This is a genomic window from Rhizobium johnstonii 3841 (assembly GCF_000009265.1).
Lineage (GTDB): Bacteria > Pseudomonadota > Alphaproteobacteria > Rhizobiales > Rhizobiaceae > Rhizobium > Rhizobium acaciae.
In genome coordinates this window covers 4,290,502-4,306,577 of record NC_008380.1, presented here as the reverse complement: position 1 = coordinate 4,306,577, position 16,076 = coordinate 4,290,502, and the positions used below count along the sequence as shown (strand labels likewise).

The window sequence follows — 16,076 nt, the reverse complement described above, 5'->3', positions numbered from 1 at the left end:
AAAAATTCCTCCTATCGGCGCATGCGCGCCTGCCCAACTAATGTGGTGAGTTAGCACGTTCTTTGCGAGGAAGAAATGATGGCACAACCGGCTAGCCTCCAAGCGAAAAGGAGGTTCCGTTTCGTCTAAGTCATTGGGCTGTTTCCAGTTTCCTCGTCCGATGCTGCTTTCCGAAGACGGTTTCTCAGACCCAGCCCTGCAATTCGCGGCGGACGACCTTTTCCAGCACTTTCATGCCGTCCTCGCCGTCGTTGAGGCAGGGGATATGCGCGAACTTCTCGCCGCCGTTCTCGTGGAAGGAATGGGCGGCCTGTTCGGCAATCTCCTCCAGCGTTTCCAGACAGTCGGAGACGAAGCCGGGATTGATGACGGCGATGCGCTTGACGCCGTCCTTGGCGAGCTTCTCCACCGTCTTGTCGGTGTAGGGCTGCAGCCATTCCTCCGGCCCGAAGCGGGACTGGAAGGTGACCAAAAAGTTTTCCTTGGTGAGCCCGAGCCGCTCGCGCAACAGCCGGCCGGTCTTCTGGCATTGACAGTAATAGGGATCGCCCTGCTTGAAATAGGACATCGGTATGCCGTGGAAAGAGGCAAGCAGCATCTCGGGCTTCCAGTCGAGGGTCGAAAGATGCCTTTCGACCGACGCGGCGAGCGCCTCGATATAGGTCTCGTCGTCATGATAGGCGGGAACGGTGCGCAGCGCCGGCTGCCAGCGCATCGAGAGCAGTTTCTGGAAGGCCTTGTCGTTGACGGTGGCGGTCGTCGCCGCGGCATATTGCGGATAGAGCGGGAAGAGCACGATGCGGTCGCAGCCCTCTTCTTTCAGCGCGTCGATGCGCGAGCCGATCGACGGCGTGCCATAACGCATCGCCCAGTCGACCTTGACGTTATCAAGATCCTTCAGGCGCCCGGCCATCAGCTCCGACTGGTTGCGGGTATAGGTGCGCAGATAACTTTCGTTCTGCTCCTTGTTCCAGATCAGCTCATAGGCCTTGCCGACCTTCTGCGGGCGGGTGTTGAGCACGATGCCGAACAGGATCGGATACCACTTCCAGGGCGACCACTCGATGACGCGGCGATCGGTCAGGAATTCCCTGAGGTAACGGCGCATCGAGGTATAATCGGTGCCGTCAGGCGTGCCGAGATTGACCAGCAGCACACCGACCTTACCAAATCTGACGGCCGGATGATCGGCCGGGCGGAGTGAAATATCTGCTGTCATTCTGGCCCCAACGCTCTTTTGTCCCGTCGGCTCATACGCAGCCTGGAGATCGTGGTTCACCCTATAGAAAGAAAAGCCGGCCCGGGAAACCCCGGACCGGCCAGTGGCATCGAGACAAATCGTCTTACTTGGCGGGGACCTCGATCTCCTTGCCGACCGTCAGGTGACGCGGGTTCGGGTTGCCATTGGCATCCGAAAGCTTCCGCCACATCGTGCCGTCGCCATAGAAGGTCACGGCGAGATCCCAAAAGGTGTCGCCCGCGGCGATGACGTGGGTGGAAGGCGTCGTCGCGGCAGGTGTAGAGGCCGCCGGTGCCGGTTCCGCCGTGGGTGCGGGTGCTGCTGGTGCCGGTGCAGCGGGTGCGGGAGCCGGCTCGGTGGATGGAGCAGGAGCAGCCGGTGCAGGGCTGGGTTCGGTAGAGGGAGCCGGAGTTGCCGGTGCGGCAGGCGCCGGCTCGGAAGCAGAAGGAGCAGGCGCTGCCTGCGCCAGTTCCGTGACGCGGCCATCCGTGTAGGGCTTGTAGGGCGAATGTGCGGCGACATATTCGGCGGTCACGTCGGCAAGATCCGGGCCGTAATCATAGGCGTTCTTGCCGTCCTTGAAGATCGAATAGCCATCGCCGCCGGCCCGCATGAAGTTGTTGGTGGCGACTTTGTAGGTCTTGGCCGGGTCGATCGGAGTGAAGCTGTCGCCTTCCTTCACCTGGACATCGCCGACGCGGCTGCCGACAGGCTTCGCCTGGTCGAAGGAGAACTTCAGGCCGGCGACCTGCGGGAAGCGCCCGGCGCCCTGCTCGATCTGGCTGACACCATTTTCGAGCGCTTTGACGACATCTGCGCCAGTCGTCTCAAACGTAGCGAGCGTGTTCTGGAAAGGCAGGACGGTGATGACCTCGCCCTGGGTGACCTCGCCGCCGTCGATCGAGGCACGCAGGCCGCCGCCGTTCTGCACGGCGATGGTGACGCCCTGGTTTTTGGTGCGATCGAGCATGGCGTCGGCCACCAGATTGCCCATCGAGCATTCCTTGACGCGGCAGACCTTGCGGTCGCCTTCGATCGGGCTTTCGGAAGAGCCGATCACCTTCTTGCGCAATTCCTCGATCGGCTTTGCCAGTTCGGCGATACGGGTGATGACGGCCGGATCGGGCGTGAAGCTGGAATCGATCAGGATCGGATCGCCTTTGGCATCCTTGACCACGCCACTATCGTCGAAATTGACGACGAGATCGCCGAGATACTTGCTGTAGGAGGCGGCCTGGACGACCGGCACCTTGTAGCCGCCGGGATTGTCGACCATCGTCGGGTACGGACCTTCGGCCTTCGGATCGGTGTTGGAGAGCAGGCTATGGGAATGGCCGCCGACCACGACATCGACATCCGGGATCTTGGCGATCAGGGCGAGATCGCGGGGATAACCGACATGGGTCAGCGCGATGATCTTGTTGACGCCCTGGCCCTTCAGATCCTGAACGGCCGCGGTAATGGCCTCAACGTCATCGGCGATCGTGACGTTCGGGCCGGGGGAGGAAAGCTCTGCCGTGTCATTGGTGACGGCGCCGACGATGCCGATCTTCTGGCCGGCGACATCGAGCACCAGCGAGGGCTTGATGCGGTCGCCGAGCTTGGAGGCGGCTGTCGCCTTGACATTCGCCGTCACGACAGGGAACTGCACCTTGTCGAGGAAGGTCGCAAGCCCGTCCTCGCTGTCGTCGAATTCATGGTTGCCGACAGTCATGGCGTCGAACTTCATCAGGTTCAGGAACTCGGCTTCGGCTGCTCCCTTGTAGGTCGTGTAGAAGAGCGAACCCTGGAAATTGTCGCCGGCATTGAGGAGGACGACGTTCTTGCCGGATAGCGCCTGACGGCGCTGGTCGATCACGGTCTTCAGGCGGGCAGCACCCCCGAAGCACTCCTTCTTGCCTTCCTCCTCGGCCGAGCAGGTGGAGTCGAATTTGTTGATCGATTCGATGCGCGAATGGAAATCGTTGATATGAAGAATATTGAGTTCGTAATCCGCAAAGGCGGCGCCCGCGCTGAGCGCCAGCATGGACGCGGTCAAAAGACCGAAGCTGAAAGACTTCGTCATCCCTGTTCTCCTGATTGAGGCGAAAGATCCCCCTGATCCTCGCCGATCCCTTTCATTATGCGCCGGGGCGGTTTCCCGGTCTGCGGATGTTCCATCAGACGATGCACGACCGCAAGAGAAAGCTGGGCCAGGCGAGGCGCTTTCCAAGGGGGCAGGGCAAAAAAGCCGGGTTCCTATCCTTGGCATTCGCCGTCGGCGGCGTTTCGATAGAGTTCGTGCACGGCCTCTGCGATATTCGGGACCGTCGCGAGCGCGACGATCAGGCAGAGAAGGGAAACGAGGCGATGAAAGCGCCGACCGGCCCGATAGGCAAGGAGCGCGCCTGCACCATAGATCAGGACTGCCGGCACGGCGAAGATCAGCACCTGCAGCGGCCCGTCGCAATCGGGAGCGGCGATGCCCTAGGCACGATATTCGTTGGCCGGCGAAACAACCGCAAGTGCCGCAAGCGGCATGGCGAGCAGCAGGACGAGGTAAGAGGCGAAGGCCCGCATGCTGTACTTAGTCTAGCCTATCGCCGCACCTTTCAGCCGCGGCGGGAGAGCGTGAACTGTGCGCCGGAATCGGAGGTGCAATTGAGCTGGCTCGGGTTGACGAGGGCGCAATTGACCTTGGACTGCGTCTTGCGCACCAGCGAGGTCATGTTGATTTCCACCAGGGTCGGTGAGGTATTGATATAGGTGCCCGAGGCAAGAAGCTGGTTGCTGTCGGTCGTGCGGGTGGTGAAACTACCGCCCTGGAAGGTGGAAACGATGCCGTTCGGATCGCTCCAATTGCCTTCGACGCCGGTGGCGGCGGGCGCGGTTGCAACCGGCAAGCGACGCGGCTCTGATGAAACGCAGGCGGCAAGAGCGGCCGCTGCACCGACAAGAACAAGACCAGTTCTGATGTTCATAAGGCTTCTCCCGGCGAATCGGCACGGCGGACAGCCGCCAAGTTCGGGCAAAACATGGCGCGCGCCCGGCATGAAGGCAAGCCTTGGTGGGGCGGCGAGCGGCATTTAGACAGCCGGCGTTACAAAAATGCCCGCCTTGCGGCGGGCATTGTCAAAGCCGTGCAGGTAATCTCAGCGAACCAGAATGTTCCTGAACTGCCACGGATCCTTGGTGTCGATATCCTCGGGGAAGAGGCCTGGACGGCCGTCGAGCGGGGTCCAGTCGGTGTAGTGGCCTTCGACCGGGCCGAGATAGGGCATCTGCACTTCGAGGCAGCGCTTGTAATCGATCTCGTCGGCTTCGACGATGCCGGCATTCGGGTTTTCCAGCGCCCAGACCATGCCGGCGAGGACGGCGGAAGTCACCTGCAGGCCGGTGGCGTTCTGGTAGGGCGCGATGCGGCGGGTTTCTTCCAGCGACAGGCGCGAGCCATACCAATAGGCATTCTTCTCGTGGCCGTAGAGCAGGACGCCGAGTTCGTCGATGCCGTCCTCCAGCTCGTCCTCGTCGAGAACGTGATGGACCGGCTGCGGCGTGCCGCCATTGCCGAACATCTCATGCAGCGAGAGAACGGCGTCGTTGGCCGGATGGTAGGCATAGTGGCAGGTCGGACGGAAGGTCACTTCGCCGTCCTTGTCGCGGACCGTGAAAAAGTCGGCGATCGAGATCGACTCGTTGTGGGTAACGAGGAAGCCGTACTGCGGGCCGGGCGTCGGGCACCAGGTGCGCACGCGGGTGTTGGCGCCCGGCTGCTCCAGGTAGATCGCCGCCTTGTTGCCCTTCTTGTGCTTCTTGGCGTTCTTCGGCATCCATTCTTCATGCGTGCCCCAGCCGAGTTCGGCCGGCTGCAGGCCTTCAGAGATGAAGCCTTCGACGGACCAGGTGTTCCAGAAGACGTTGAGCGGCTTCGGATGCTTGGTGCGCTGGGTGTCGCGCTCGGCGATGTGAATGCCCTTGACGCCGACCTTCTTCATCAGCTTTGCCCAGCCTTCGCGATCGTGCTGGTCCGGCTCCTCGAACTTGAGGCCGATGTCGTTGGCCAGGTTGACGAGCGCCTGCTTGACGAACCAGGAGACCATGCCCGGATTGGCGCCGCAGGTGGACACGGCGGTGGCGCCGCCCGGGTTCTTCGCCTTTTCCTTGCGCATGGTTTCGCGCAGCGCATAGTTGGTGCGGTCGGCATTGCTCATGCCCTTGTCGAAATAGAAGCCGAGCCAGGGCTCGACGACGGTGTCGATATAGGGAACGTCGAGTTTGCGGCAGAGCTTGATGATGTCGAGCGAGGAGGTGTCGACCGAGAGGTTAACGCAGAAACCCTGACCTTCGCCTTCCGTCAGCAGCGGCTTCAGCAGTTCCTTGTAATTGTCCTTGGTGACATATTCCTTGATGTGGCGAACGCCGTGCTTCTTCAGGATCTCCATGTCGGAGGGCTCTTCACGAGGGTCGATGACGACCATCCGGCTCTTGTCGAATTTGAAATGGCGCTCGATCAGGGGCAGCGTGCCGCGGCCGATGGAGCCAAAGCCGATCATTACGATCGGACCGGTAATTTCGGCATATACCGGATAATTCTGTTCCGTCATTCTTTTCTCCTGTGGAAGGCGACGAAGGCGTTCAGCCCGAAGAATTGTTTTGAAATTGCCGCAGAGAGTGCGAGGTGACCGGCTCTAACCATAAAACGACGTCACAATAAAGAGCGTTGAGGGGGAAAGGCCAAATATCGAGTGCCGATAGGGCTGGCGAAACCGTCCTGGGGATCGGCAGCTTGATGGATTGGCTTAACCGATGACGGTGCCCTGGTGGAAGAGCATGCGCCAGTGCCCGTCCTCTTCCAGCCGCCAGATGGAACTGCGCAGCGTCCGCCTTTCGCTTCCGTCGGTGTCTGTGTAAATGGCGCGGTAGGTGACGAGCGCGATGTGCTCCGCAAGTCTTTGGGTTTCGAAATGCTCGCCGCGGGACGTTCCCGTCCGTTGTTCGGCCAAAAGACTGGGCACAATGACGTCGAAGGTATAGAGCCGTCCGGAACTGCCGATTTCACGGAAATCGCGCGAGAGCAGCGTAGTCAGCATCTCCCGCGAGGCGCGAACGGACGGGTCGAAGAGTTTTTCTTCGAGCTCTTTCAGATGGGCTGCGAGATCATCCATGATCGGCTCCTGCAAATTCAGCCCTTCAGGATTTCCAGTCCTTCGACCGCCGTCGTTACGGTAAGCTCGGTGATGTCGTATTCGGCAATGCCATGGATGATGAAGGGATCGGCGGCGACATAGGCCTCGATCGCGGCGCGCTCGCCGATTGCGAAGATGACGCCGCCGGTGCGCGGCATCTTGCGGCCTGAGGCGAGGAACCAGCCCTTGGCATAACCCTCCTTCACCCAGGCCATGTGCGGCTCCATGTGCCTGTCGGCTTCATCGTTGGGTTTCACATAGGTGAGCGAGAGAATGAACATGGTCAGCTCCTGACGAGGTTTGCGCGGATCAGGCCGCGCAGCGAATTGCCGATATAAAGCGTGCCGGCATCGAGATCGGCAAGCGAGATACGGCCGACGCGGGCCTGCCGCCGGCAGATGAGCTCGGTGCGCAGCACGCCGGCAAGCAGGCCGCAGGAGATCGGCGGGGTGCGCAGGATGCCGGTTCCATCGTCCAGGAAGATCGAGGTGATGGTGCCCTCACAGACTTCGCCGCGGTCGTTCAAAAGCATGACTTCATCGGCTTCATCAGGCCTGTATTCGGCGCGAGCGGCCTCGTAGACGGCGCGGCGCGTGGTCTTGACGCGTAGCAGCCTGTCGGCGGAATTCAGACGGGTTTCGGCGAGACGGACGGTCCAGGTGGTATCGGGCGCCAGGGGCACGAAAGCGGCGCTCGTCACCTCGATCTGGCCTTGCGCGTCGAAGGTCAGGCGGACGCGCAGCGGACCGGCAGCACCCGCAACGGCTTCGTCGAGCTTGGCCGCCGCCTCGATCGGCTGCGGGAAGCCAAGGCGACGGGCGGAGCGGGAAAGCCGGGCGAGATGCAGCCGCAGGCGGATGAAGCCCTCGCCGGGCTGCCAGCGCAGCGTCTCGATCAGCGAAAAATCGATCATCGCGCAATCCATTGGTCGCCGACAGCGAAGCGGGCCTTGAGCAGGCATTCCTCATATTCGGCCTCGGCGGTCGAATCGAAGACGATGCCGCCGCCGACATTGAAGACGGCCTTGCCGCCCTGAAAAAGCGTGATCGTGCGGATGGCGACGGAAAAACGCATGGCGCCGGTGGGCGAGATCATGCCGATCGCGCCGCAATAGGCGTCGCGCGGGACATCCTCGAGCGCATGGAGGATTTCCATTGCCCGCATCTTCGGCGCTCCGGTGATCGAACCGCAGGGAAAGAGCGCGGAGAAGATGTCGCGGATCGAAAGATCGGGGCGGAGCCTTGCCTGGACATGGCTGACCATCTGGTGGACGGTCGGATAGGTCTCGATGTCGAAGAGCTTCGGGACGTCGAGCGTGCCGACCTCCGTGATGCGGGAGATATCATTGCGCAGGAGATCGACGATCATGCGGTTTTCCGCCTGCGTCTTGATATCGCTGCGCATGGCCTCGATGATTTCGGCATCCTCGGCGGCGGTAGCGCCGCGTTTCGCCGTGCCCTTCATCGGATGGGTCTCGATCCAGCCCCCTTCGTCGGTGCGGAAGAAAAGTTCGGGCGACCGCGAAAGGATGATCGGGCCGCCGAGATCGACCAGCGCGCCGTATTTGACCGGCTGGCGTTCGATCAGCGACCAGAAGGCGGCACGGGGATCGCCGCTCCAGCGGGCCTCGATCGGCATGGTGAGGTTTGCCTGATAGGCGTCGCCGAGCCGCAGGTGCTGGTGGAGACGCTCGAAACGCTCTTTATATATAGGAAAATTCCAGGCGGCCTTCGGCGCGGTGAGGAATTCCTCGTTTTCGAGGCGCTGTCTTGGCTGGGCAAGCGGATGCGTATCGGCCTGCGGAGCGTCGAACACGCCGAAACAGATGAGCGGGGTCTCGCGATGCTCCCCGGCGAAGGGAGCAAGTTTTTCCTCGAAGAGGTATCCGGCCTCATAGGCCATGTAGCCGGCAAGCCACTTGCCTGCGGCCTTGGCCTGCTCCATCCGGGCAAGGCCTGCAAAGAACTCGGCGCGCGTCCTGGCAACGATGATCTCCGCCGGTTCGGCAAAGAGCATCACCTGTCCGGTCACGTCGTCGCGGAAGAGAATAGTGGGTTGGGTTTCGGCCATCGGCGGCGTCTTTTCTTGGAGCGCGATCCCTCGTCCGCCTGCTGGCACCTCTTCCCGCTTGCGGGAAGAGGTTTGGCGTGGGGACAGGGCTGATCAGGCCGCTCTATCCAACGCTTCCAGTTCGTCGATCAGCCCTTCGATCATCGACAGGCCCTGGCTCCAGAACGACGGATCGGTGGCGTCGAGGCCGAAAGGTTTCAGCAGTTCGGAGTGGTGCTTGGTGCCGCCGGCCCTCAGCAGTTCGAAATACTTCTCCTGAAAGCCCTTCTCCGCCTTCTGGTAGACGGCATAGAGCGAATTCACCAGGCAATCGCCGAAGGCATAGGCGTAGACATAGAAGGGCGAGTGGATGAAGTGGGGGATATAGGCCCAGTAGGTCTCGTATCCCTCGGAAATGCTGATCGCCGGCCCAAGGCTTTCCGACTGTACGGAGAGCCAGAGTTCGCCGATGTCGTCAGCTGTGAGTTCGCCGGCCTTGCGGGCGGTGTGCAGCTTGCGCTCGAATTCGTAGAAGGCGATCTGGCGCACGACCGTGTTGATCATGTCCTCGACCTTCTGGGCGAGCATCGCCTTGCGTTCGCGCGTATCGGTGGTCTTTTGCAGAAGCGCGCGGAAGGTCAGCATCTCGCCGAAGACGGAAGCGGTTTCGGCAAGCGTCAGAGGCGTCTGGCACATCAACGCCCCCTGTGCGCCGGCGAGAACCTGATGCACGCCGTGGCCGAGTTCATGGGCAAGCGTCATTACATCGCGCGGCTTGCCCATATAATTGACGAGCACATAGGGATGGGCCGAGGGAACCGTCGGATGCGCGAAGGCGCCGGGCGCCTTGCCGGCACGGACCGGAGCATCGATCCACTGTTCGTCGAAGAAGCGCCTGGCGATATCAGCCATCTCGGGGGCAAAATTGCCATAGGCCGACAGCACCGTGTCCTTCGCCTCGGGCCACGAGATGATGGCGCTGGAGGTTTCCGGAAGCGGCGCGTTGCGGTCCCAGAAATTCATCTGCTCCATGCCGAGCCATTTCGCCTTCATCTTGTAATAGCGATGCGAAAGGCGGGGATAGGCTTCGCGGACGGCGGCGGCCAGCGCATCGACGACCTCGCGCTCGACGCGATTTGCCAGGTGTCGGCTGTCGGCGATGTCCTCGAAGCCGCGCCAGCGGTCGGCGATCTCCTTATCCTTGGCAAGCGTGTTGGTGATCAGCGTAAAGGTGCGGATATTCGCCTTGAAGGTTTCGGCGAGCGCCATGGCTGCCTTGCGGCGCACTTCCGGATCCTTTTCCTGCAGCTTGTTCAGCGCCACTTCGAGCGGCACTTTCGCGCCATCGATGTCGTAGCGAAGTTCCGCCATGGTTTCGTCGAAGAGGCGGTTGAAGGCGGCGGCCGATGTCATCGACTTCTCGAGGAAGAGCTGTTCCAGCCTGTCGTCGAGCTGGTAGGGCTTGTCCTTCCTGAGGTCGAGCAGCCAAGGGCGATAATGTCCGGCGGCGGGATCATTGGCCATGCAGGCGTCGATCACCGCGTCGTCGATGCGGTTCAGTTCCAGCGCGAAGAACAGGAGATGGCCGGAAAATTCGGTGATCTTGGCCTGTACGTCGCCGTAGAGCTTGCCGTTTGTCGGGTTGGTGGTGTCGGAGAAATAAGTGAGGCCGGCAAAGGAGCCGAGGCGGCCGATGATGTCGTCCAGCGCCTCATATTCTTTCAGCGCCGAGCCGATGCCCTCAGCGCCGGTCTTCGCCGCCGCCTCAGTGAGTGTGCCCTTCCACTTTTCTTCAAAGGCGATCGCGGCCTTGCCGGCCTTTTCCATGTCGGCGACGAAGGCGGTGGAGGTGGCGGAGGGATAAAGATCCTGCAGCTTCCAGACCGGCAGATCGCCGAGCGCCGCATCGGCGGCCCCAGCTGGCACTGCTGCCGATAAAAGAAGGCCAGCGTGCGGGAGCTTGATTTTCATGGGCGCAATTCCTCTCCACTTTCATAACAGGTCTGATTGTCTACCGCATCGGCCCGAAAATCGGAATCGATTTTCGGAAAGCACGATGCGTCGATTCAAAGTGTTACAGCGTCCTTTGCGCGTCTGAAAAAGACGCGCGCCGCTGTAAGCGCGCTAAGGCCAGGCATCAAGGGGCTTTCGGCGCATGAAAGGCCTCGCTTCGGCACGAAAACGACCCGTTGCAATCGTTAAAATGCAATTATTTCTCAAAACTGGATGTTCAAGCCTTGCTGTCAGAGTGCGCTTCATGGTTTCGCATGAAGTGAGGCGACAATGACCGGTTACAATGAGCTCAAGGGAGCAGGGCAAATCCTCGTGGTCGAGGACGACCCCGTGCAGCGCCGCCTGCTCAAGAACGCAATCGAGCGTCACGGCCATGTCGTGCACCAGGCGGAAAATGGCCGCATCGGCCTGGAAATGGTCAAACGCGACAGCGGCCTTTTCAACGTCATCGTGCTCGACCTGATGATGCCGGAGATGACCGGCCTCGAATTCCTCGATGCGCTTCACGAATTCGGCACGCAGATCCCTGTCATCGTGCAGACTGGGCAGGGCGGTATCGAGACGGTGGTACAGGCGATGCGCGCCGGCGCCTTCGATTTCGTCGTCAAGCCGGTCTCTCCCGAACGCATCGCCACTTCGATCTCGAACGCGATGAAGCTCGACCAGCGCGAGGTGAAGGCGCGGGCCGGACGCAGATCGCGCTCAGGCTCGGTCGGTTTCGACGATATCGTCTCGGCAAGCCCGGCGATGCTCCGTGTCATCGATCTCGCCCAGCGGGCGGCTCAGTCCAACATTCCCGTCGTGCTCGAAGGTGAATCCGGCGTCGGCAAGGAACTGGTGGCGCGCGCCATCCAGTCCGGCGGCGACCGCTCGAACAAGCCCTTCGTCACAGTCAATTGCGGGGCGATCCCGCATAATCTGGTCGAAAGCATTCTCTTCGGTCACGAGAAGGGCGCGTTTACCGGCGCGACCGAGCGTCATATCGGCAAATTCATGGAAGCCGACGGCGGCACCATCTTCCTCGACGAGATCGGCGATCTGCCGCTCGAGGTGCAGGTGAAGCTGCTGCGTGCCGTACAGCAGGGCGAGATCGAGACCGTCGGTGCGCGCACCGCGCACAAGGTCAATGTCCGGCTGATCTCGGCGACCAACAAGGATCTGATCGAGGAGGTCAAGAACGGCCATTTCCGCGAGGATCTCTACTATCGCCTCAACGTCTTCCCGATCACCATTCCGGCGCTGCGCAAGCGCAAGGAAGACATTCCGCATCTGGTGCGCGTCTTTGCCGACCGCTTCTCCAGCGAGCAGAAGAACGGCCGCCGCATGACGGTGAATGCCGGCACGCTGGCTTTGCTGACGGCCTATGACTGGCCGGGCAATATCCGCCAGCTCGAAAACGCGATCTTCCGCGCGGTCGTTCTGGCCGAAGGGCCGGAGCTGACCGAGGCTGATTTCCCGCAGATCGCCGCCCAGCTTCCGGAATATGACGTGGTGGATCACCTGGCACTCGTTGCCGACAACACCGGCCTCGATCCCGACAACGGCTATGGCGAGGACTTCAGGGCGTCGATGTCGGGAGAGGTGCACCACCGCCTGTCCGAGGCCTCGGAAAACGCGATCGCCAGCGTCAATCCTGCCGGAGACGTGCGCAAGCTTGCCGATGTCGAGGAGGAGCTCATCCGATTCGCACTCAAATTCTATCGCGGGCAGATGAGTCAAGTGGCACGCAAGCTCGGCATCGGCCGATCCACACTTTATCGCAAGCTCAAGGACTACGGCATAGACCCTGACAATCCCCAGAAAGATGCGGCTTAAGCGCTTTTCATTAAGATTAAGGCAACCACGTTTTGTTACTAGTCATAAACCACTTGTTAGTGGCGCGTTCACTCTGTAAAGAAAAGGTTGATCATGTGTGGCATTTTTGCCATCGTGTGACCGCATTTGACAGTCATCTGAGACAGTACGGGACATTGTCTGTCTGACGGGGATCGAGTTGCCGAATCTGAATGGGAATTCCAAGCCTTCGCGCTTGAGCTGGCGTTTGTTGTGCGCCGACATTTGCGGAAAGGCAATAAGGACGGTAGCGGCCGCCCTTCTTGCGCTCGCGGTTTCCTCACCGGTATTCGTTGGTACGCCTTCGCAGGCAGCGGGCGACACCCGCAGCCTCAAGCTCTATTTCATCCATACCGGCGAAAAAGCCGTCATCACCTATAAGCGTAACGGCAAGTTCGACCCCAAGGGTCTGGAGCAGCTGAACCGCTTCCTGCGCGACTGGCGCAAGAACCAGCCGACGAAGATGGACCCGCGCCTGTTCGACCTGATCTGGGAAGTCTATCGCCAGAGCGGTTCGAGGGATTACATCAACGTCGTCTGCGGTTTCCGTTCGCCGGGGACCAACGAGATGCTGCGCGGCCGCTCGCGCAAATCCGGCGTCGCCGAAAAGAGCCAGCATATGCTCGGCAAGGCGATGGATTTCTTCATTCCCGACGTCAAGCTCGCGACGCTGCGCGCCATCGGCATGAAGATGCAGGTCGGCGGCGTCGGCTTCTATCCGAAATCGGGCTCGCCCTTCGTGCATATGGATGTCGGCGGCGTTCGCGCCTGGCCGCGCATGAGCCGCGACGAACTCGTCAGGCTTTTCCCCAACGGCAACACCATACATATTCCGGCCGACGGCAAGCCGCTGCCGGGCTACCAGCAGGCGATGGCCGACTATAAGCGCCGCGGCAGCGGCCCGCAGATCCAGATCGCTAGCGCTTCCGAATCGGCGCCGAAGCACAAGACGCTGTTTGCCGCGCTCTTTGGCGGCGGAGCGGACGAGCAGGAAGACGAGTCGGATGATTCCACGCCTGTCGCCGTCGCCAAGGCGACGCCGCCGAAGGCCGAGCCTGCCCCTGCAGAGCCGCAGCAGACCGAAGTCGCCGATCTGAACGCGCCGGTGCCGCAGGTTCGCCCGGCATTCAGCAACCAGCCGACGGGCAGCGAAGTGGCGAGCGCGCTCGTCGCGCCGCCTTCGGGTAATGCCGCACAGCAGGCTCTTGCGGCGGCCCTTCCGGCCGATCAGGCCCAGCCCCAGCAGTTCGCCGATCTCAGCGCCTACAGCATTCCGGTTCCCTCGCTTCTCGGCCAGCGCCGCGCGCCTGGCGACGCCGAGGTTGCATCGACCGATCCCGTGCTGACGGGCGCGAATGCGCTGCCGGTTCCGACGCCGATCGAACGGCCTTCCGTTGCCGAGAACCTTCTTGCCGCGGCCGATGCCGATCCGGAGGCAGACGCCGACGAAGCCGATCAGGACGCACTGTCTCCTGCCGTTGCCGATGCACTCGACCAGCAGCGAAACGAGGATGCGGAAAACCAGATCGCGTCGAAGGCGCCGCCGCAGACGGTCGAGCAGGCGATCAACGCCGCGATGACTCAAAGGGCGCCTGCCGCAAAGCCGCCGCTCGAACTCGCCGCCTTGGCGCCGATGACCAAATCGGCAAGCTTTGGCGACGGCTTCGACGAACCGGCTGTCGAAAGTGCCGTGGCGCAGGGGCTTCCCGCCAAGGGCGGTCGCCCGACGCATAAGGAAGCCGCGGCAGCGGATGCCAGCCGCACGACGGTGCGGACCGAACCGAAGCTGACGGAAAAGATGATCTCGCAGTGGGCGCTCACCAATGCCCGCCTGGAAATGGCCTCCAAGCAGGTCAAGGCGCCGCGGTTCGTCAGCCAGACGATGCGCGCCCAGCCGACCGCCGTCTATGCCGAGGGCTTCAACGTCAAGACCGCTTCGGTCGACCCGGCCCGCTTCAGCGGCACGGCTGTGAACTTCATGGAAGTGCGCAAATTCAACACGAACTGAGCCTGCCAATCGAGGAAATGTCAAAAACCGCCGGAGCGATCCGGCGGTTTTTCTTTTTATTTCAATCCGGCAAGCTGTCTGTTTAGGCAGTTGTTTCCACCGCAAAAGAAAAGCCGCCGGGAGGCCGGCGGCTTGTCGACATCGGTAATGCCGGAAGGATCAGCCTTCCGGCGGCGACTCGATCATGCCGAGCGCAAGCAGGTAGGTGTCGAGGATTGCTTCCTCTTCCATGCGTTCCTGCTCGTCCTTCTTGCGCAGCGCCACGACCTTCTTCAGGATCTTGGTATCGAAGCCCATTCCCTTGGCCTCGCCATAGACGTCCTTGATGTCGTCGGCGATGGTCTTCTTTTCTTCTTCCAGCCGTTCAATGCGCTCGATGAAAGCGCGAAGCTGATCGCGGGCGACGCCATGAGCATCAGACATCGTGTTCTCCTGGTTTTTTGGTGATCAATTTTGGATGCCAGTGACTGCCGCGAAGCGGCGTCACGGTCAAGCCTGTTCGCGGTCAGCCAAGCTATTTGTGTGGGTTGTTCAGTTCAAAAGCAGCCTTTTGCACAGGCGAGGCCTCGTTCTGGTGAAATTTCTTCCAGTCCTCATAGGACATGCCATAGACCATTTCGCGCGATTCGTCCCTGGTAACCGGGACACCTTCGGCCTCGGCGGCTTCGCGATACCAGTTCGACAGGCAGTTGCGGCAGAAGCCGGCCAGATTCATCAGATCGATGTTCTGAACGTCGCTGCGTTCGCGAAGATGTGCGACGAGGCGGCGGAAGGCGGCAGCTTCGAATTCAATCTGTTGTTCCTTGCTGAGCGCGGTCATCTCGCTTCCTTTCGTTAAGTGAGGCCTTTCGTTAAATGGGGCCTGTCGTTCAATAGGGGCCGGTGCGCGACAGATGAACGTTGTATCCGTGCAAGGCGGGATCGGCATTCATCGCCGCAAAGATCGGCGCCAGGCGTTCGGCCCATGCTGATATGCCGGACTCGTCTCCGATCAGGTCCTGGCGCACCTCGAGCAGCGCATGCGGAATGCCTGTGATCATGCAATGGCGGTACATGGTATCGCCCTTCAGTGCGCCGTCATAGGGTTCGTTGTCGCCAACGGCGAGATCGGGATCGGCACGCAGCATGTCAAGCAACGGGCCGACGGCACGATGGTCGCTATCCCAGAGCACGGCAGCGTGCCAGGGACGGGGAATGCCTTTCCAGGCCGGCGTGAAGGAGTGCAGCGACAGCACCAGCGGTGCCCTGCCGGTGGCATTCGCCACGCTGTCGATCGTTGTGGCGACAGCGTCGTGATAGGGGCGATGGAAGGTTTCGATGCGGTAGTCCCATTCCTGCGGCGTGATCGGATGATTGCCTGATATGACGGCGCCGTCGGAGATCTTCATGATCAGCGTCGGATCGTCTTCGCCGCGATTCGGATCGATCAGCAGACGCGAAAAGCCGCCGAGGACGGCAGGAACGCCGAGCTTCGCCGAAAGCTGCCGCGTCAGGCCCTCGATGCCGATGTCATAGGCGATGTGGCGGGCGAAGGCCGCGTCGGGCAGTCCGAGCCGGCCATATCGCGCGGGAAGGCGGTTCATCGCGTGATCTGCGAGGATCACCATGCCTTTGTCATGTTTGCCGGATAGGATTTCGAAGGATTGGAAGTCGTCCATCAGGGAATTGCCGTTCGTCATTGCGCCGTCGGGCGCAGTGATCGCATGCACCTGCGGCAGGTTCAAGCGCGGCAGGGTGGGGAGAGGTTGAGTCGGACCCTCGACGGTGG

General features: G+C 61.4%; 14 protein-coding genes and 1 pseudogene. 2 read left to right on the top strand and 13 right to left on the bottom strand.

Going from position 1 to position 16,076, the window contains the following annotated elements:
* Window positions 1-184: 184 nt before the first annotated feature.
* The 10 genes and pseudogenes from hemH to RL_RS20990 all read right to left on the bottom strand — a co-directional run bounded on the left by hemH (window position 185) and on the right by RL_RS20990 (window position 10,425).
* Entirely contained in the window at window positions 185-1,219 is a 1,035-nt protein-coding gene (hemH, locus tag RL_RS21035; protein ID WP_011653488.1) for a ferrochelatase, read from the bottom strand.
* A 124-nt stretch (window positions 1,220-1,343) separates the two neighbouring features.
* Window positions 1,344-3,305 carry a 5'-nucleotidase C-terminal domain-containing protein gene (locus tag RL_RS21030; RefSeq protein WP_011653487.1) on the bottom strand — a complete coding sequence of 654 codons (1,962 nt, stop codon included), beginning with the start codon at window positions 3,303-3,305 and terminating at the stop codon, window positions 1,344-1,346.
* 173 nt (window positions 3,306-3,478) lie between these two features.
* A pseudogene (locus RL_RS21025) lies at window positions 3,479-3,799 on the bottom strand (hypothetical protein).
* Between the two features lie 32 nt (window positions 3,800-3,831).
* A complete protein-coding gene (gene omp10 / locus RL_RS21020) occupies window positions 3,832-4,200 on the bottom strand; it encodes an outer membrane lipoprotein Omp10 (RefSeq protein ID WP_011653486.1) in 369 nt (122 codons plus the stop codon).
* Window positions 4,201-4,371: 171 nt separating this feature from the next.
* Window positions 4,372-5,823 carry a homospermidine synthase gene (locus RL_RS21015; RefSeq protein ID WP_011653485.1) on the bottom strand — a complete coding sequence of 484 codons (1,452 nt, stop codon included), beginning with the start codon at window positions 5,821-5,823 and terminating at the stop codon, window positions 4,372-4,374.
* Window positions 5,824-6,018: 195 nt separating this feature from the next.
* The gene (locus RL_RS21010; protein WP_011653484.1) at window positions 6,019-6,384 is read right to left on the bottom strand and encodes a DUF4440 domain-containing protein; all 366 of its coding nucleotides are present in this window, start codon (window positions 6,382-6,384) and stop codon (window positions 6,019-6,021) included.
* A 17-nt stretch (window positions 6,385-6,401) separates the two neighbouring features.
* The gene (locus RL_RS21005; RefSeq protein WP_011653483.1) at window positions 6,402-6,686 is read right to left on the bottom strand and encodes a YciI family protein; all 285 of its coding nucleotides are present in this window, start codon (window positions 6,684-6,686) and stop codon (window positions 6,402-6,404) included.
* A 2-nt stretch (window positions 6,687-6,688) separates the two neighbouring features.
* Entirely contained in the window at window positions 6,689-7,318 is a 630-nt protein-coding gene (locus tag RL_RS21000; RefSeq protein ID WP_041936611.1) for an aminotransferase class IV family protein, read from the bottom strand.
* On the bottom strand, window positions 7,315-8,475 hold the full coding sequence (locus RL_RS20995) for an aminodeoxychorismate synthase component I (protein ID WP_041936463.1): 1,161 nt from the start codon (window positions 8,473-8,475) through the stop codon (window positions 7,315-7,317). The genes RL_RS21000 and RL_RS20995 overlap by 4 nt, the downstream gene beginning before the upstream one ends.
* 93 nt (window positions 8,476-8,568) lie before the next feature.
* Window positions 8,569-10,425 (bottom strand): M3 family oligoendopeptidase, encoded by a 1,857-nt coding sequence (locus RL_RS20990; RefSeq protein WP_011653481.1) that lies wholly within the window; start codon window positions 10,423-10,425, stop codon window positions 8,569-8,571.
* Window positions 10,426-10,737: 312 nt separating this feature from the next.
* Between RL_RS20990 and RL_RS20985 the strand changes: the two genes are divergently transcribed.
* Together RL_RS20985 and RL_RS20980 are read left to right on the top strand one after the other, a co-directional pair.
* Window positions 10,738-12,282 (top strand): sigma-54-dependent transcriptional regulator, encoded by a 1,545-nt coding sequence (locus tag RL_RS20985; RefSeq protein ID WP_041936462.1) that lies wholly within the window; start codon window positions 10,738-10,740, stop codon window positions 12,280-12,282.
* A gap of 178 nt (window positions 12,283-12,460) precedes the next feature.
* The gene (locus RL_RS20980; RefSeq protein WP_011653479.1) at window positions 12,461-14,308 is read left to right on the top strand and encodes a DUF882 domain-containing protein; all 1,848 of its coding nucleotides are present in this window, start codon (window positions 12,461-12,463) and stop codon (window positions 14,306-14,308) included.
* A gap of 159 nt (window positions 14,309-14,467) precedes the next feature.
* On the opposite strand, the gene RL_RS20975 is transcribed toward RL_RS20980, so the two are convergent.
* The 3 genes from RL_RS20975 to RL_RS20965 all read right to left on the bottom strand — a co-directional run bounded on the left by RL_RS20975 (window position 14,468) and on the right by RL_RS20965 (window position 15,966).
* Window positions 14,468-14,731, bottom strand: coding sequence for a DUF2312 domain-containing protein (locus RL_RS20975; protein WP_003542853.1), 264 nt, complete (start codon window positions 14,729-14,731; stop codon window positions 14,468-14,470).
* Window positions 14,732-14,822: 91 nt separating this feature from the next.
* A complete protein-coding gene (locus RL_RS20970) occupies window positions 14,823-15,128 on the bottom strand; it encodes a DUF1244 domain-containing protein (RefSeq protein WP_011653478.1) in 306 nt (101 codons plus the stop codon).
* A gap of 49 nt (window positions 15,129-15,177) precedes the next feature.
* Window positions 15,178-15,966, bottom strand: coding sequence for an N-formylglutamate amidohydrolase (locus tag RL_RS20965; RefSeq protein ID WP_011653477.1), 789 nt, complete (start codon window positions 15,964-15,966; stop codon window positions 15,178-15,180).
* Window positions 15,967-16,076: the final 110 nt, after the last annotated feature.